The sequence below is a fragment of the Halobacillus sp. AWM4_238 genome (assembly GCF_056158265.1).
The window spans coordinates 3,277,390-3,295,299 of sequence record NZ_JBSWSY010000002.1 but is presented as its reverse complement, the minus strand read 5'-3'; the positions used below and the strand labels follow the sequence as shown (position 1 = coordinate 3,295,299).

Sequence of the window (17,910 nt, the reverse complement as noted above, 5' to 3'; positions counted from 1 at the left end):
CGCCTTTTTTATTTGATTCGCCACTTCGTCTTCACTTGTTTGCGAGGAGAAGGGTTGATTTCAAGGGAAGATGAACAATTCGGGCAGATGATGGCCTGTGTCGGAATCGGCATGCAGCAGTAAGGGCATTCCTTTTTTGTCATTCCATGTAAAGGGTGCTGATGAGGCTTTTTCCATCGATTGATTTGGCGAACGACTAGAAAAACAGCAAATAAGATAATCATAAAACGGACGGAAGCTGTAACGAAAAGACCATAATTGATGGTAGCCGCTCCCGCTTCTTTAGCAGCTGAAAGCGAAGGATAGACCGAACCATCGAGACTGAGGAACATATTCTCGAAATTCATCCTTGTGTACAAAACACCGACGGGCGGAAGTAGAATATCGGTCACAAGTGAATCAATGAACCCACTGAAAGCAGCACCCAGGACCATCCCCACTCCCATATCGACTGCACTTCCACGGACGGTGAACTGTTTGAATTCATGAAACAATCCCAATTCAGGCCCTCCTCTCACCCATCATCCTATGAAACAAAAGGACAAACTATGATGCGGGAGGAAGAATTTATAGACCTGGCCACCTTCCTCACTGACTTTGGTACCAGATATGCGTTTCTTCCTGATGGTACCCGGTACGTATAGGAATCGTTCTGTACCTGGTACGCCAATAGAGCAGAGCGGTGCCAGGTACAGGAATTCCAAATTCGATTTACCTCTTCACGGTTGGCTTACGTAACTCACTTAAAAACAGGGCAAGTTTCTCCACCTCTTGTCTCGTCTGATGATGACTGAAAGAGAGACGGATGAAAGACTTGGCTTCTTCAGGATCAACCCCCATGGCGAGCAATGTACCCGGTGGCTCCTGGCTTCCTGCGCGGCACGCACTACCGACGGAAAAATGAAAACCTTGCCGGTTCCCCTCAAGCATTGCCCATTGTCCTTCCATTTCAGGTAAAAGCATTCCAATGATCGGTACAGCACTAAGTGACGTTTCTCCGACCAGTTTCCACTCCCCAGCTTCCAGAAATGTTCGTTTCAAGTCCAATACCTTTGCCTGGATCGACCTTGTTTCTTTGACCATTTTTTCAGCGGCAACCGTAAATGCCGCAATGCCCGGGATGTTGACGGTCCCCGATCTGATTCCTCCTTCATGCGTGCCTCCGGGTAGTTTAGGAGAAAAAGAAAGCGACGGCCGTATGTAAACCGCTCCGACTCCCTTCGGCCCGTATACTTTATGTGCACTGATTGACAGACTGTCCACATAAGGAGCTACTTCTTCCATTGGTACTTTTCCGAACGATTGAACACAATCACTGTGAAAAAGAATGTTGTACGCCTGGCAAAGATCAGAGAGTTGCCGAATCGGCTGGATCGTTCCGATATCTGAGTTCACATGCTGAATGGCGAGAAGAACGGTATCCCCTTGAATAGCTCTCGCAATGGCTGCCGTAGAAACGATTCCTTCCTCATTCAAAGGCACCCTTGTCACTGAATATCCTTCTTTTTCGTATTTATGAATAAGGTTTCGTACAGAAGAGTGCTCAGCTTCCGTTGTGATGATGTGCTTCCCTTTTCCGGCTTTTAAAAGAGCATCGATTGCAAGTTCGTTACTTTCCGAACCGCCACTTGTAAAGTAGACCCCATTTTGATCGATACCAAGGAGTTCAGCTAAAGTCTTCCGGCAATGCTCCAATAACGCATCAGCTTTTGTTCCGGGGTCATGTAAACTTTTCGTATTCGCAAAATAGTTGCTTGAAGCTTGAACGTATGCCTCTAGCGCACCTTCATCCACCGGGCATGTAGCCGCATAATCAAAGTAACCCTCCACATTTCTCTCTCCTTTTTCAACTAAATCTCTTGTCAATAGTTTAACAGTGTGTGAATATAGGTGTAAATACACATGTATAGTTATGGAGGTTAAATTCATGATGCGGACCGCAGATATCATCATCATCGGCAGTGGCGTAGCGGCCTTACAACTCGCCCGACATCTTGCTGCGGATAAAAATGTGATTCTTCTCACAAAGTCCTCACTCGGTCATGGGAATTCTCGTTTAGCTCAAGGTGGAATCGCTGCAGCCATTGGCGACAAGGATCACCCCTTTTATCACTTCATCGATTCGGTCACCGCCGGACGATCGTTGAATAACCATCAAGCCACACTCATGATGACTCAAGAAGCCCCTCAAATCATCAAAGAACTTGAAACAGAGGGTTGTGCTTTTGATTATGAAGAAAAGGGCGTCCTCGCTCTCGGAAAAGAAGGCGCACACACTCAAAACCGCATCATACACGGCGGTGGAGATCAGACAGGAAAAGTGATTATGGACTATTTGCAATCTTCCCTCCCCAGTCATGTCGAAGTGTTTGAAAACCATTCTGTCTTTGAATTGATAACTGATAAGAACGGACGCTGTTACGGCGTAAAAAGCAAAGATACTGATGGAATTCACGAATTTCGCGCCCCCCATACCGTCCTTGCAACAGGCGGATGCGGACAATTGTATGCCTCTACATCCAACGATTCAACCGTCACTGGTGATGGCATGGCACTCGCGTATCAAGCAGGCGCAGAACTCTCAGATATGGAATTCATCCAGTTCCATCCCACTCTTTTGTACATACAAGAAAAACCAGTCGGGTTGATTTCCGAAGCTGTAAGAGGAGAAGGAGCGGTACTTGTTGATGAATACGGAACACCGATCATGGAAAACGTCCACCCTCTTAGAGATCTTGCCCCCAGGCACATCGTCTCTCAAACGATTTATCAAAAAAGGAAAAACGGAAAGAGCATCTACCTGGACATTCGAGAGGTTGATGAATTTCAGCAAAGGTTTCCTCACATCACAAGCCTCTGTCTGAAGTTCGGTGTGGATATGAAAAAGGGGCGGATTCCTGTAGCGCCGGGCTGCCATTTTTCTATGGGTGGAGTAAAGACGGATATCGTCGGCAGGTCAACGATCAATGGTTTGTATGCGATTGGAGAAATCGCTTGTACGGGTGTGCACGGAGCCAATCGTCTCGCAAGCAACTCCCTCCTTGAAGGGCTTGTTTATGGAAAGAGACTGGCCAAACATTTGCAAGATTGTGCGGGACCTTCCTTTTATCCAAAGGAGGGAATCGAGAAAAGAAATCCCCCTGATCTTCCCCTTCCTTCTGAAACAGAGATCCAGGAGCGGATGATGGAATACGTCGGGATCGTGAGAAATGGCCTGAAGTTAAGCAGTCACCTGCAGTGGTTGGAATCTTTCGTGTATCCGCCTGAATGGGCCGACTATGACTTAAGTATGCTCACATTCGAACAAATGACGAGACTATTCATGCTGCAAACGAGCTGGTTCATTACAAAATCGGCCTTGGAGCGCGAAGAGAGCCGCGGCGGCCACTATCGCAGCGACTTTCCTGAAGAACAATGGGATTGGCAAAACAAACAAATCATCAGACAAAGAACATTAGAAATGAGGGAAGCTCATGAACCATTGGAGACGTAGACAACAGTTAGAGGCCTTTTTCACGGAGGACATCGGCGAACATGATTATAGCACCGACTTTTTATTTCCGAAAAATCACCAAGGCAGACTCACCTTCACATCTAAAGCAGAAGGAATTTTTTGCGGCGCCGACATCATCACGGATGGTTATCAACTGCTGGATTCCAGCATAAAAGTCGATCTCTTTATTGATGACGGAGATTGGATGCGTACAGGAGAAACGATCGCCACGATCGATGGCCCTGTGAGTGAACTATTAAAAGGGGAACGCGTCATCCTCAACCTCATACAACGGATGAGCGGTATTGCCACATTGACAAAGGAAGCCGTCGAAGCGTTGAATGATGAAAACATACGGATATGTGACACACGGAAAACTACCCCGGGATTACGCTCTTTTGAAAAGTATGCGGTAAGAACGGGCGGCGGCTACAATCATCGTTACGGACTTTATGATGCCGTCATGCTGAAGGATAACCATATTGCATTCTTCGGTTCGGTTCGTGAAGCACTCGCCAAAGCGAAAGAGGCGGTTGGTCATACCGTCAAAATTGAAGTGGAAACCGAAACGGAAGACCAGGTTCTGGAGGCTGTAGAAGCTGGTGCCGACATCATTATGTTTGATAACCGGACGCCAGCAGAAATCAAACATCTCGCTACATTGGTGCCCTCTTCGATTACGACAGAGGCATCCGGAGGAATCACTCTCGAAACCTTACCTTATTACCGCGGACTCGACATTGACTACCTTTCACTCGGATTATTGACCCATTCCGCCAAAGCTCTTGATATCAGCGCCCGTGTAGCCACAACAAAGGAGGAAGTACGATGAACCTTTTTGAAACGATTGAAAAAAACACCCTGCCAGATCGGTATAAAACGATGGAAACAGCGGAACTTGAGCAGAGAGTTCTCCAAGTAAAGAGAGCAATGGGAGAGAAACTATTCTTACCTGGTCACCATTACCAAAAAGATGAAGTCATCCAATTTGCCGATGTACGCGGAGATTCTTTAAAACTCGCCCAACTATCCGCTTCACAAAATGAAGCCGAAGCCATCGTTTTTTGCGGCGTTCATTTCATGGCAGAGACAGCAGACATTTTGACCCGGGCAGACCAGCATGTATACCTTCCAGATATGCGCGCAGGGTGTTCCATGGCAGATATGGCGAACATCCAACAAACGGAGAAGTCATGGGACCGTCTAATGGAAATGTTTGATGACACCATCCTGCCCCTCACCTATGTGAATTCAACAGCAGCCATTAAATCTTTTGTCGGTCGACACGGGGGTGCCACCGTCACTTCTTCGAATGCTGCAGATATGTTGAAATGGGCGTTTTCTCAGAAAGAACGAATCCTCTTCCTGCCGGATCAGCATTTGGGACGAAATACCGCCTACGACCTCGGCATCCCACTCGGTCAAATGGCTGTCTGGGATCCGATCAGAGAAGAACTCCTCTATGATGGACCATTAGAAGCCGTCAAAGTGATTTTGTGGAAAGGGCACTGCTCTGTTCATGAGAACTTTAGGGTCGCAAACGTGGAACAAGTGCGAGCGGATTACCCGAACATGAAAATCATCGTCCATCCGGAGTGCAGCCGTGAAGTCGTGGAGCTTTCTGACTTTTCAGGATCGACCAACGCCATCATCCAGGCGATCGAAAATGCACCACCCGGCAGTGAGTGGGCGATTGGGACGGAGATGAACCTCGTCAACCGAATCATCCAGGAACATCCGGAGCAGCAGATCATCTCCTTGAACCCGAGAATGTGTCCATGTCTGACAATGAACCGGATCGACCTCCCCCACCTCGCCTGGTCGCTGGAGTCGTTAGTGGAAGGCCAGCCACAGAACTTGATACGGGTCGAGGATTCCGTTGCTTCTGATGCACGAAAAGCATTGGACCGGATGCTGGCTCGTGCATAAATAGGAGGAAAGTGACCTAATGGACAGGGATAGCGACGTAACACGGAGGAAAAGTACCCGAACCCTTAGGGAAAGTGACTTAACGTTTGATATGGAGAATACCGCAGCCCTTTCTTGAGAATATTACGTTTAAAAGGAGGGGGTGCTGAGATGAACAAAGAACGTGCAAAAGAAATCTTCAAATCTGAAGACATGATTCCGGTCATGCACGAAGACCGCGAAATTTACATTGAAGAGGTAATTGAACGTAACGAAATGGCGCGTATTCATCCGACGGATCAGCCGAACATCGTTCAAAAAGTTCCTTTATATGAATTGAAGGAGCAGCAATAAGCCATAAGCCGCACTCAAAACTGAGGCGGCATTTCTTCTGAATGTATGTGAAGCAAAACCCGGATCATGTCACGACCATGATCCGGGTTTCTTTTAATTCTGAATATACTTTTTAAACACATCATCAAAATCTTTTCTGGTGTTCTCTTTGTATTTTTGGGTAAACCACTCATAGGCAAAGGCAGCCGCTTCACTGAATTCTTTCGAAATATCATTTTCATGGAACCGGTTGTCATGGATGAGATCCTGAGCCATTCCGATGCTGTCCTTTGCGAAAGCTGACTGACGCTGATTTTCCTCCTGAATGTGAGAAATCGCAACGAGGGACTTGTACAAGTCCGCAATGGCTTCTCCTTCATCCTTAGCGATATCAATGCTCAAATACTGATCACCGATATTAAACTTGATTTCCAAATCCAAATCAATCGTTCCCGCCGTTTCCACCGAGACATTCCGGATGGGGTGCTGATAATAGTCATAGCGGTGAATGTTCCGTTTACTGCTTGTCGCTTTTTCACCATCGAGATGGATGAGCGCCCGATTCGTAAAGCAGTATTCATCACTTTTTGATTTGATTAGAAAATGAATGTTCTCTCCATCCTCCGTCAGTACAAAATCATCGGACTGGGCTTTATCAAAATCTTCTTTTCTGATAATTTTTCCGATGTCACTCAATCCTAGTGCATCACTCGCCATTTTCTTGAACATGTTTATACCTCCCATTGATCGTACTCGTTAGTTATTTTCGATACAACAACTTCAAATCCTCCTTCTACATAATTTCTTTAAAAACGAAAAAGGCCTGAGCATTTTATGCCCAGACCTTTGTTCATTACTTTTGAAGCGCTAGTTTCAGCTGGTGATCACCGACTGTGTATTCTTTCATGAATTCTTTTTCACCGACCGTCAAATCGTTCACAAGAACATTATCACGGATCAGCTGCTCATTTTGTTGGATTGCTTCTTTTACGTCTGCATCCCCATCCAGAGCGATATCGACACGAAGATCGATTGGTAGGTCCTGCTGCTTCCGCTCATCCTGTATGACACGGATGACTTCACGCGCAAGGCCTTCAAGGCGTAGCTCTTCTGTAATTGTTGTATCAAGAACGACGTGGAAGTCCTGGTTGGATCCCATGGAAAGTCCAGCATCCGCAACGCGTTCCACGTTCAACAGATCCATCGTCACTTCGACTTCTCCGTCTCCCGTCGGTACAATTACTTTTTCGTCCTGGACGATTTTCGCTGCTTCTTCATCGGATAGTTTCTCGAGATACCCCTTCACAACGCCGACGTTCTTCCCTAGGACAGGTCCTGCGGCACGGAAATTCAGCTTCACTTCATAACGGACAAGGTCATCAGAAGATTGCTTTACGACTACTTCTTTGACGTTGATCTCATCACGGATAATGCTGCTGTATTCTTCGAGTGCTTTCCCTTGATCCGGGTTGACCGGGATGACGACCAGCTCAGATAGTGGCTGCTTCGTTTTTACGGACTCTGTATTACGGACACCTCGAGCAAGCTCAACTACTTGAAGGACGGCATCCATATCTTTTTCAAGTTGTGTATTTACAACTGTATCGTCCACTTTCGGGAAGTACGCCAGGTGCACACTTTCCCCCGTCAAGTTTTGATAGATGTCATCAGCAAGGAATGGCGTGTAAGGTGCCATCAGTTGACTCAGTTGTGCCAACACTTCGTGAAGTGTATGGTAAGCGGCTTTCTTGGACTCTGTCATGCCTGCTTCCCAGAAACGATCACGAGAACGGCGGATGTACCAGTTACTCACTTCATCGACATACTTCTCTAGAGCTTTCGCGGCTTTTGTGAAGTCGTAGTCGTTTAATGCTTCTTCGACAACACCTGTCACACTGTTCAGGCGGGAAAGAACCCATCGATCAAGCAAGGTCTTTTCGCCTTCTTCATTTTTATCAAATGTGTACCCATCGATATTGGCATACAGTGTGTAAAAACCATGCGTGTTCACAAGAGTGTCGATGACTTTCGATTTCGCTTCGATCACGACACGTTCGGAGAAACGTTTGTTGTTCCATGGCGCACTGTCAGCAAGCAGAGCCCAACGGAAGGCATCGGCACCGAATTTCGTTACAAGATCTGTCGGATTCAAGGCATTTCCTTTACTCTTGGACATTTTGCGTCCTTCTTCATCAAGGATATGACCGGTAGAAAGGACACGCTTGTATGGTGCTTTTCCTGTAAACAATGTAGAAACAGCGAGCAGGCTGTAGAACCATCCACGTGTCTGGTCGATTCCTTCACAGATGACGTCCGCAGGGAACTGCTTCTCGAACTGATCTTTGTTTTCAAACGGATAGTGCTGCTGGGCAAATGGCATAGAACCAGAGTCGAACCATACGTCGATGACTTCGGGTACACGGTTCATCGTGCCATTACACTTCTCACACGTCACCTGCACACGGTCAACATAAGGCTTGTGAAGCTCGACATCACCGATATCGCCGATGGCTTTTTCTTGTAGATCCGCTTTGCTGTGCGGTGCGTACTGATGGTCACAAGAATCACACATCCAGATTGGAAGTGGTGTTCCCCAGAAACGGTTACGACCGATGTTCCAGTCGACCATGTTTTCAAGGAAATTACCGAAACGGCCGTCTTTGATGTGGTTCGGGTGCCAAGTCACTTCCTGGTTGTTTTTGATGAACTGATCTTTCAGTTCGGTCGTCTTGATGAACCAGCTCTCGATTGCGTAGTAAAGCAATGGAGAATCACAACGCCAGCAATGCGGGTAGCTGTGCTCGTATTTTTCTTTATGGAAAAGCAGGCCTTCATTCGCCAGGTATTTCACGATGTCTACGTCACAATCTTTAACGAAACGTCCTTCAAACGGAGGGATATCCTCTGTATATCGTCCCTGACCATCAACGACGTTGAAGAAGGACAAGTTGTTTTCTTTCACCAAGTTGTAGTCATCTTCACCATAGGCAGGTGCGATGTGAACGACACCTGTACCGCTTTCAGCATTGACGAAGTCTGCTTCGACTACGAAGTGACCACGCTCAGGCTTCACGAACGGGAATGGCGGCTCATATTCAACATCTTTGAATTCGCTCCCTTTATGCTTGGAAACGACTTCGTACTCTTCTCCGAGGTTCTTCTCAGCAAGAGCTTCAGCAACGATGTACACTTCGCCATCTTTCTTAGCCTTGATGTAGTCAAGGTCCGAGTGCACAGCCAGTGTTACGTTGGCAGGCAATGTCCAAGGCGTCGTCGTCCACCCTAGGAAGAATTCATTTTCAGAACCCTTCACTTTGAACTTCGCCGTTGCGGAAAGGTCTTTGACATCTTCATAACCCTGCGCTACTTCGTGGGAACTCAATGTTGTCTGACAACTCGGGCAGTATGGCGTCACACGGTGACCTTTGGAAAGCAGGTTGCGCTTGTGAAGATCACTCAGGATATACCAGACACTTTCGATATAACGATCCTGAAGAGTCACATAAGGGTCATCCATATCAAGCCAGTAGCCGATGGATTCTGTGAATTCACGCCATTCTTTTTCATAGTTGAAGACACTTTCCTTACATTTCTCAATGAACTTCTCTACGCCGTATTCTTCGATCTGCTGCTTACCAGAGATGCCAAGCTGCTTTTCGACTTCCAGTTCAACCGGCAATCCGTGTGTATCCCAGCCGCCCTTACGGAGAACTTGATAGCCTTGCATCGTTTTGTAACGTCCGACAAAATCCTTGATGACGCGGCCAAGCACGTGACCTGCGTGAGGAAGACCGTTTGCTGTCGGCGGTCCTTCATAAAAAACAAATGTTTCTGCACCTTCGCGCTCGTTCATAGAGCGACGGAAGACATTTTCTTTATTCCAGTAATCTTTGACACGATTCTCGCGGTCTAATGCCGCTTCTTTCGTATTGACACTGCGCATTTCTTCCACCTCTTACCCTTTAATTTTGTATAGAAAAATCATTACGAACTTCCAAACGCAGCAGGTTCAGCGTCTTTTGAAAAAATAAAAATCCGCCCCTGCTGTAATAACAGGGACGGATTTGATTCCGCGGTACCACCCATATTCCGCACACCCCGTGCACGGCTCTCGGTTCACTAAACGGATAACGGCCGCCTACCGGTTCCACTTACTCTGCAGCATTTCAGCGGAACTTCTCAGAGATGATCTTCAGCTCATACCTGCCATCGCTTCACACCTACCAGCGACTCTCTTGAGGCATAAATAAAAGCCTACTCTTCTCGTCAACGAAACTATACGTATCTTCTCCATATCCTACAATGTAATCTTTTGTATGTCAAAGCTTTCTTACCCTCATCCTCGCCCATTTTCCATTAGCTTATACGTATTCACAAAAGCTTATCACTTTCTATAAAGAATCGATATTATCGCTAATCACCTGTTTTGCTTACAATAAAAATAAGCTCTGTTAAACGTTAATGAAAAGCTCCCGTTTGTTTAAGACTCAGTTTCGAGACGTTTGTTGAATGGATGGGGGCTGCGGGGAATAGCTCGCTTTCCGCGGGAGCGCGGTGAGCCTCCTCGGACTGCGTCCTGTGGGGTCTCACCCTGCACTTTTTTCCCGCAGGAGTCTCGCCATTCCCCTCCGCCCCTTTGCCATATATGTATCTCGAAACTACTTCCAGAAATAGGTACTATCTATACGTAATGGGAGCTATATCACAAAGCTTCCATCGTATGGATCGTGCTCATAACCGCTTATTATAGAGCTCTTTCTTGCTATAGGTCGTGATGGTGGAAGATGCTCCTTCCTGGTATAGGGGTTCATTTTTCACATAATCGAATGGGGTGGTTGGGAAGCTGCGAGACTCCCGCGGGAATGGATTGGCTGGCGAGACCCCGCAGTGCGAAGCAGGCTTGCCTCAATCACCAAAGGAAAGACCAGCTATAAAAAGTCAAGTTTGGAAAGTAAAATTTCATTATTCTTTATGAAGCATTCTGTCCATGCCAAATAAACCTCGTGGAAGAGGAATTTAAAAGCTTCTAGCCCTTTACTGATATGGCATTAATTTAGGCGAGGTTCGTAAGGCTTCTTATCCCTTAATATCGCAAAGATAATGTGAGTCAGCTTACGGGCTACAGCTCCCACAGCTGTTCCGTGAGCTTTCCCACGATTTCTTAGTTTCTTATAATGCTGAGATAAAGCGGGATCTTGAAAGCTAGCGACAAATGCAGCTTGCCATATGGCACGACGGAGATATGGAGACCCTCTCTTTGATATCTTCATCCTGTTTCCTTGGAAGTTGCCTGATTGGTGTACTGAAACATCTAGGCCTGCGTAGGCAACGAGTTGTTCAGGACGTTCAAAACGGTCAACGGAACCAATCTCCCCTAATATAGCTGCCGCCAGAACATCACTAATCCCTATAATTGTGGTTAAGTAGTGGTCCTGACGATTCGAAAGCTCTGTGAGCGATGTTTCTATCTCGCTGATTTGTCTGTCTAACAGGGATAGTTGTTCAAGAAGAAGGTGAATCTGCATCCGAAAAGCTTCACCACCTATGGATATTCCGAAACTTTCTTGTGCTTTTTCTTTCAATTGATCCGCCTTTTCATGAGCTCTTCTCTCGCCATATCTTCCTTTACTGGCTTGATTTAGGAGCTCAGCGAGCCTTTTTGTATCAATGGATAGAAGGTCTTCAGGTAATGGATAATGAAGGAGAACTTCGGTAGAGGATACACCGAAAATATCAGAAAACAACCGTTCATACTCCGGAAATACCTGATCCAGTAGAGAAATAATCTTTCGTTTGATATCTGAACTTTGATCTACTAAGGAGTATCGAAGTCGCTCCAAGTGCTTTAACTGAAGAAGGTCATCTTCAATAAATGGAGTAGCTGCCGGGTTATCAATTCGGATAACCTGAGCGATGAGGTATGCATCCTGTACATCTGTTTTCGTCTTTCGAATATAAAAATTGCGTAAGGCATCGGATTGTAGAGGATTGAACGAGGTCACTTTGAATCCAAGCTTATGTAAGAATGAAAACACGGATAACCAATAATGCCCTGTAGCCTCAAGTCCACATGCGCAATTGTCTGGTGTGATCTCATGTTGATTTAAGAACTTTAGAAGTTTGTCACTCCCTGATCTAGAATTGGAGAAACGCACGGTTTTACCTATGGCTTGACCATGTTCATCAATTAACCCAGCCTCATGATTCTGTTTTCCAATATCAATACCGAGATAATTCAAGCAAATCCACCTGCCCTGTAATAATTACCAGATGAGAGAGTTCCTCCGTATCTTTACAAGTATCCAGGCTCGTTAGATATACGACAACGATGTGTCATCCAGCTTATTCGGATCATCCTGTAAAGAGGGAGGTGTCATACTTTCCTACGAAGACGTGGCTTCAAGCGAGGTGTCGACACCTCCATCTGATTCCCCTCATTATACCTTGTATGAAGATAGTGAGGTCCACCAGAAGCAATCTGGTAACTATAATATACGAGCGAGTGGCTTCCCAACCACCCCTGACGCTCAACTCGGCAACGAACCCCGAAACATCTCGAAACCGAGTCTTCCACAATCCTGCCATATTCTTTAGGAACTATGAATCAACACCATTTAACAGAGGATAAATAAAAGGAAAGAAGGGGTCAAAAAATGTCAGAAGAAGTGAAACGTCAGGTCCAGGAAGTATTTTCGAAAAACAAACAGGCGTATATAGACAGCGCTTCACATAAGAAACAATCCGACCTTGATGGCATTGTCGAGTGGCTGAAGCCGGACTCTGCCCACAAAGCATTGGATATCGCTACAGGAGGCGGACATGTGGCAAAGGCCTTAAGCATCCATTGCGGAACCGTTTTTGCGACAGATCTTACGAAAGACATGCTCCAGAACACCGCACGTCATTTAAGCTATTTACCAAACATCGAATATGTTGTCGCAGATGCCGAACAGCTCCCATTCCTTGATGAAAGTTTTGATCTCATCACCTGCCGGATCGCTCCCCATCACTTCCCTTCCCCACACCATTTCATCGAAGAAGTAGCACGTGTCTTAAAAAGCGACGGCCGTTTTTTGATGATCGACAATGTGGCACCAGAAGATGATGAGTTGGATGCGTTTTATAACCAATTTGAAAAGGAGCGGGATTACAGCCACGTCCGAGCCCTCAAAATCAGTGAATGGGAACACCTTTTCCAAAACAGTCATTTGAAAATCAAGCAACATCTCACACGAAAGAAAGGCATGTATTTTCCAGACTGGGTCGGCCGTACATTGGACAACAAAGCTGATCAAAAAGCTGTCGAAGATCTTTTTAAACAAGCACCAGGTAAGGCAAGGAGGCACTTCTCCATTATTGAAAAAAACGGACGCGTTCAATCGTTTGCGATTGATGAGTATATGGTAATCGTAGAAAAACCTTCCTCCTGACGAATAATCCACCATCACATTGGAAAAATAAACGAGGTATTGAATTCGTATGTGAGGTGGAGATCAATGGATATCGTCGTAATGGCCCGGGCTCTGTTCGGAACGTCCCTTGGGTTTCATATTATTTATGCAACGATCGGCGTTGGACTTCCGGTCATGATCATCATCGCGGAAGTCCTGCATTTTATTAAAAAAGATCCGGATTATGCCTTGATGGCGAAACGATGGACGAAAGGTTTCGCTATATTATTGGCTGTTTCCATTGCTTCGGGAACAATTGTCGGTGTCATGATCTCACTCTTATTCCCTGACTTCATGGAAATAGTCGGACAGGTCATCGCTCTTCCATTCCAAATGGAGATTTTCGCTTTTCTCATTGAAGCCGTCTTCATGTCGATCTATTTGTACGCGGCCGACCGTCTGCCACCGACACTAAGACTCGTCAGTATCATTTCCGTCGCCCTTGGAGCCACAGCATCCGCTATTTTGATCACGGACGTACACGCATGGATGAACACCCCTGCAGGCTTCACAATCACACCAGATGGTGAAGTCACAAATGTCGATACGTGGGCTGCCTTTTTCAACCCGAGCTTCGGGGTCACCGCCATCCATGTCACTCTCTCAGCTTACATGACCGTTGCTTTTCTTGTCGCATCCATTGCCGCTCTTCGGCTCATGAGAAGTAAAATCACGAAAGCTGAGCGTGCCTACCATAAAAAAGCACTAACGATCGCTCTCTATTTTGGCGCCCTCATGTCTCTTGCGACAGCAATCAATGGGCACGAAACAGCTCAGATGCTCCATGAGTACAACCCTCGTAAACTGGCAGCTGCGGAAGGTTTGTTTGAAACGCAACGTTACGCTCCGTTATCTGTTGGTGGTTACACTTCTCTTGAAGATCAACGGGTGAAATATGCGGTTGAAATCCCATATGGACTCAGCTTTCTTGCTGGTGACCGATTGGATACAGAAGTGATGGGACTCAATGAATGGCCCGAAGAATTATGGCCGCCGCTCTATGTCCACATCCTCTTCAATGTCATGGTCGGAATCGGTACGGTCCTCATTATGATTGCGTTCATCGCTTTGTTCTGGAAACACGTGTTGAAAAAAGAGTTTCCAAGCTGGCTCCTGGCTACACTAGTTGTCAGCGGACCTCTCGCGATGGTTGCCATCGAATCAGGCTGGTGCTTCAGCTGTATCGGACGTCAGCCTTGGACAATCACAGACGTTCTCCGAACAGGTGATGCCGCGACCAAGTCGAACAGCGTGGGCTTTCTTTTCTACTTGTTCATGACTCTATACATTACTTTGCTTTTTGTTACTGGATTCGTGATGCGGTATTACTTCAAACGAAATCCGGTTAGCAACGACTTGAAGGCACGGGAAGCGTAAGAAAACAACATCCCAGAAAGGACGTACAACCTATGGAAGCATCCACATTAGCGATTACAATCTTATGGAGCTTGCTTTTTGTCTACTCCATCTTAGGTTCTCTCGACTTCGGTGCAGGATTCTGGGGCATGATCTATGGAAAGAACGAAGAAAAAAGCGCCGCCCAGATTGCGAACCGGTTTCTTTCTCCGACATGGGAAGTGACCAACGTCTTTCTCGTCATTTTCGTTGTATCTGTCGTCACTTTTTTCCCGTTTGCGACGACTCTGCTCAGTAATGTACTGCTCGGGCCGGTCGGGCTCGGGATTCTATTGCTGACGATCCGGACAACGTTCATGGTTTTCCAGCATCATGCTGATCGATACAAAGACCTGCTCCGACTGACTTCCGGCTTTACAGGATTGATCATTCCTGCCCTTCTCGTCAGTATTCTTCCGATTACTTTAGGAGGGTTCGTCAGTTTTGAAGATGACTATCCCCGCTTGCAATATGGAGAACTGCTCACCCACCCGACCTTATATATGCACATTTTGTTCGGATTATCGACTGAGTTGTTCATCTCTGCTATTTTCTTAATGGACTACGCCAAGGAAGCAGAAGACTGGAATGCATACGACACGTTCCGAAAGCATTCCCTTTGGCTTGGACCTGTCAGTATCGCCATCGCTATGTTGACCATCGGTACATTCCCTGAAGAAGCTTCCTGGATTGTTGAGAACATTCAGCAGAACTGGTTGGCCTTCGGTTTCTCCCTATTGTTCTTCATCATCGGTTATGCCCTCCTTTTCATCAGGAAAAAAGATGGCCGGAGAGGCTTGGCACGTCCCGCTGTCATCATGATCGGATTTCAATACGCCATCGCTATTTATGCGTATGGATCCGCGCACTTGCCTTACTTGATTTACCCGGATTTGACCATCGCAGACGGATTCACGAACCCGGATACGTTCTACCAGATGCTCATCGTATATGCCGTCGGATTCGGCATTCTCATCCCAGCCTTCTACCTATTCTGGCGCCTCTTCCTTAAAGATCGCCGCTACTTGAAACAGGAATAACACAGAACGGCACCCTCCCCATGGGTGCCGTTTTTCATGCTCTCAATGAGAGCACACCTCTGGTTTACCCTCTTTAAAGAAAGGGGTAAATACTACAAGACTCTACGTATGAAACAATATGCCAGGATTGTGGAACACTCGATTTCAAGACATTTCGGGGTTCGTTTGCCGTGGGAAGTCAGGGGTGGCTGGGAAGCTACTCGCTTTCCTGTGGGGGAGTGGCGAGCTTCCTCGGGCTACCGTCCTTCGGGATCTCGCCGATCTCCTTTCTCCCACGGGAGTCTCGCAGCTTCCCAACCATCCCATTCAGATATTGTGAAAAACGACTCCCTTCACCATGAGGGTGTGTCTTTCACTACCTCGGTAGTGAAGGCATAAAGCGCTCTATATCAAGCTTTCATATGTAGAATAGCTGCGTGGATGTAAACACTCTCCTATTTCCTTGTGTACTAAGCAACTTATCCGAGAAGTGGTTTCGAGACACTCTTATGATAAAGGGGCGGAGGGGAATGGCGAGACTCCTACCTTAAGTGTGGAGGCGACTTGGTCAGCGGCGTATGGACTGGACTGAGCTGGCGGAGATAAAGGAAACACGAAGAACGGAGTGATTCGATGTTGACTTATCGTACAGAAGCGAGGGAAGTCTCACTAGCCGCTAGGCGCCGGAACCGGATATCTACGAAGAAAAAAGTGCTTGGTGAGACCCCACAGGACGCAGTCCGAGGAGGCTCACCGCGCTCCCGCGGAAAGCGAGCTATTCCCCGTAGCCCCCATCCACTCAAAAAAAGTCTCGAAACCGAGTCTTCCACAATCGGGAGCGTATATGAAGAGAGGAGAACTGTTATGCAGGAATTGACGAACGATTATCTCGAGGAAGCTATTGAAGACAGCCGGCCGTTCGCTTCAAGTGGGAATGTCAATATGAGCATTCCCGGATACGACGATACGATCAAAGATTACCTCGGTGTGACCATCATTACGACAGACGGTGAATGCTTTGCCGCCGGTGATAATCACAAGTATATCCCGATGCAGAGCACCTCGAAAATCATCGGTCTTATGCTCGCCTTGCAGGACTTCGGAAAAGAGCGTGTATTCCAAACGGTGGGCATGGAGCCCATGGGGGATTTCTTCAATTCCATCAGTCAGCTGGAGTCTTACGATACAAGCAAACCTTTCAATCCCATGATTAATGCCGGAGCCATCGCCGTATCTGCTTTAATCAAAGGACAGAGCGTCGAGAAACGTTTCAACCGCTATATGGATTTTTTACGAAAGATAACGAATAATGATGAGCTCGAAATGAGTGAAGAAGTGTACGAAGCGGAGAAATCGAATGGTGCGCGGAACCGCTCTCTCGCCTACTTTATGCAGAGTACCGGAACATTGGTCACGGACGTAGAAGAAGCGCTAGACCTTTACTTTCGAATGAACTCTGTCATGATGTGCTGCCATGATTTTGCACGTGTGGGGCTGTTTCTAGCTAAAGGAGGACTGGATCTTGAAACAGGAGAAAAACTCATTCCCTCCCATCATTTACGCACGGTGAAAGCGATCATGATGACATCAGGAATGTACAACTCTTCAGGACACTATGCCGTAGAAGCTGGGTTTCCTTGTAAGAGCGGGGTATCCGGAAGCATCATCGGCTCATCCCCCGGCCGTATGGGAATCGGGGTCGTGGGTCCTGCGATCGATGAAAAAGGAAACAGCACCGCTGGTGGAGCCTTGATCAGAAAGCTTTCTCAAGATCTTGAACTAAATATGTTCGGAATCGAAAACACAGAAAGGAAGAATAAAAATGGCGTTTGATTACGACCTCGATTTTGATACAATCGATTTTCGCAAAAATCCAGAAAAATATCGAGTGGGCCGAGGTGAGCAAGGGGTACTTCTCGTCGAACCATACAAAGGTGAAATCCTGCCCCACTGGCGCTTCAAAACACCAGAGATTGCCAAGGAATCATCAGAAAAAATCTATCAAATGTTTCTCGACTATAAAGAAGAGGATGATTTTGTGGGCATGGATATGGCACGGAAGTTTTTGCAGATGGGATACACGCGCTCGCGAAGGTACGCGAATTATAAGGGCGGGAAGAAGTATGACAAAAATGGTGAAGTGAACGATCGCGACATCGACGATGAGAAAGCAGCATCCGCTGAAATTTTCGAGAAAAAGTGGATCGAGGTCAGGGAGGATGAGGACTATTTAAAGAAAAAGAAAGCCCATCAAAAAGAATACGGATGAAACGTTGACATATTTGATCGTTGAACGTAGGATAACATTAAC

The 17,910-nt window shown here is 46.6% G+C and carries 14 protein-coding genes and 1 other annotated feature; of the genes, 9 read left to right on the top strand and 5 right to left on the bottom strand.

What is annotated here, in order from left to right; genetic code table 11:
• Nucleotides 1–8 precede the first annotated feature (8 nt).
• Nucleotides 9–500: a large conductance mechanosensitive channel protein MscL gene (mscL, locus tag ACXACN_RS16430; protein WP_474965858.1), complete on the bottom strand. Its 492-nt coding sequence runs from the start codon at nucleotides 498–500 to the stop codon at nucleotides 9–11.
• Between the two features lie 211 nt (nucleotides 501–711).
• Nucleotides 712–1,830 (bottom strand): IscS subfamily cysteine desulfurase, encoded by a 1,119-nt coding sequence (locus ACXACN_RS16425; RefSeq protein ID WP_474965857.1) that lies wholly within the window; start codon nucleotides 1,828–1,830, stop codon nucleotides 712–714.
• A 97-nt stretch (nucleotides 1,831–1,927) separates the two neighbouring features.
• On the opposite strand from ACXACN_RS16425, the gene nadB reads away from it, so the two are divergent.
• The 4 genes from nadB (at nucleotide 1,928) to ACXACN_RS16405 (ending at nucleotide 5,755) form a co-directional block, all read left to right on the top strand.
• Nucleotides 1,928–3,493 (top strand): L-aspartate oxidase, encoded by a 1,566-nt coding sequence (nadB, locus tag ACXACN_RS16420; RefSeq protein WP_474965855.1) that lies wholly within the window; start codon nucleotides 1,928–1,930, stop codon nucleotides 3,491–3,493.
• A complete protein-coding gene (gene nadC / locus ACXACN_RS16415) occupies nucleotides 3,474–4,325 on the top strand; it encodes a carboxylating nicotinate-nucleotide diphosphorylase (RefSeq protein ID WP_474965854.1) in 852 nt (283 codons plus the stop codon). The genes nadB and nadC overlap by 20 nt, the downstream gene beginning before the upstream one ends.
• Nucleotides 4,322–5,422, top strand: coding sequence for a quinolinate synthase NadA (gene nadA, locus ACXACN_RS16410; protein WP_474965852.1), 1,101 nt, complete (start codon nucleotides 4,322–4,324; stop codon nucleotides 5,420–5,422). The genes nadC and nadA overlap by 4 nt, the downstream gene beginning before the upstream one ends.
• Before the next feature lie 150 nt (nucleotides 5,423–5,572).
• On the top strand, nucleotides 5,573–5,755 hold the full coding sequence (locus tag ACXACN_RS16405; RefSeq protein ID WP_474965851.1) for an H-type small acid-soluble spore protein: 183 nt from the start codon (nucleotides 5,573–5,575) through the stop codon (nucleotides 5,753–5,755).
• Nucleotides 5,756–5,848: 93 nt separating this feature from the next.
• On the opposite strand, the gene ACXACN_RS16400 is transcribed toward ACXACN_RS16405, so the two are convergent.
• The 3 genes from ACXACN_RS16400 to ACXACN_RS16390 all read right to left on the bottom strand — a co-directional run bounded on the left by ACXACN_RS16400 (nucleotide 5,849) and on the right by ACXACN_RS16390 (nucleotide 11,973).
• The gene (locus tag ACXACN_RS16400) at nucleotides 5,849–6,463 is read right to left on the bottom strand and encodes a PH domain-containing protein (RefSeq protein ID WP_474965850.1); all 615 of its coding nucleotides are present in this window, start codon (nucleotides 6,461–6,463) and stop codon (nucleotides 5,849–5,851) included.
• Nucleotides 6,464–6,587: 124 nt separating this feature from the next.
• Complete coding sequence (gene ileS / locus ACXACN_RS16395; protein WP_474965849.1) at nucleotides 6,588–9,677, bottom strand: isoleucine--tRNA ligase; 3,090 nt, start codon at nucleotides 9,675–9,677, stop codon at nucleotides 6,588–6,590.
• Between the two features lie 108 nt (nucleotides 9,678–9,785).
• Nucleotides 9,786–10,013 (bottom strand) — a binding site (T-box leader).
• A gap of 769 nt (nucleotides 10,014–10,782) precedes the next feature.
• Nucleotides 10,783–11,973 (bottom strand): IS110 family RNA-guided transposase, encoded by a 1,191-nt coding sequence (locus tag ACXACN_RS16390; RefSeq protein ID WP_474965780.1) that lies wholly within the window; start codon nucleotides 11,971–11,973, stop codon nucleotides 10,783–10,785.
• A 414-nt stretch (nucleotides 11,974–12,387) separates the two neighbouring features.
• Between ACXACN_RS16390 and ACXACN_RS16385 the strand changes: the two genes are divergently transcribed.
• The 5 genes from ACXACN_RS16385 (at nucleotide 12,388) to ACXACN_RS16365 (ending at nucleotide 17,868) form a co-directional block, all read left to right on the top strand.
• Nucleotides 12,388–13,164: a class I SAM-dependent methyltransferase gene (locus ACXACN_RS16385; protein ID WP_474965847.1), complete on the top strand. Its 777-nt coding sequence runs from the start codon at nucleotides 12,388–12,390 to the stop codon at nucleotides 13,162–13,164.
• A gap of 66 nt (nucleotides 13,165–13,230) precedes the next feature.
• Nucleotides 13,231–14,562 carry a cytochrome ubiquinol oxidase subunit I gene (locus tag ACXACN_RS16380; protein ID WP_474965846.1) on the top strand — a complete coding sequence of 444 codons (1,332 nt, stop codon included), beginning with the start codon at nucleotides 13,231–13,233 and terminating at the stop codon, nucleotides 14,560–14,562.
• Between the two features lie 32 nt (nucleotides 14,563–14,594).
• Nucleotides 14,595–15,620 carry a cytochrome d ubiquinol oxidase subunit II gene (locus tag ACXACN_RS16375; protein WP_474965844.1) on the top strand — a complete coding sequence of 342 codons (1,026 nt, stop codon included), beginning with the start codon at nucleotides 14,595–14,597 and terminating at the stop codon, nucleotides 15,618–15,620.
• A gap of 843 nt (nucleotides 15,621–16,463) precedes the next feature.
• A complete protein-coding gene (glsA, locus tag ACXACN_RS16370; RefSeq protein WP_474965843.1) occupies nucleotides 16,464–17,432 on the top strand; it encodes a glutaminase A in 969 nt (322 codons plus the stop codon).
• Complete coding sequence (locus ACXACN_RS16365; RefSeq protein WP_474965841.1) at nucleotides 17,422–17,868, top strand: DUF4385 domain-containing protein; 447 nt, start codon at nucleotides 17,422–17,424, stop codon at nucleotides 17,866–17,868. Before glsA ends, ACXACN_RS16365 begins: the two co-directional genes overlap by 11 nt.
• The last annotated feature ends 42 nt before the right edge of the window (nucleotides 17,869–17,910 follow it).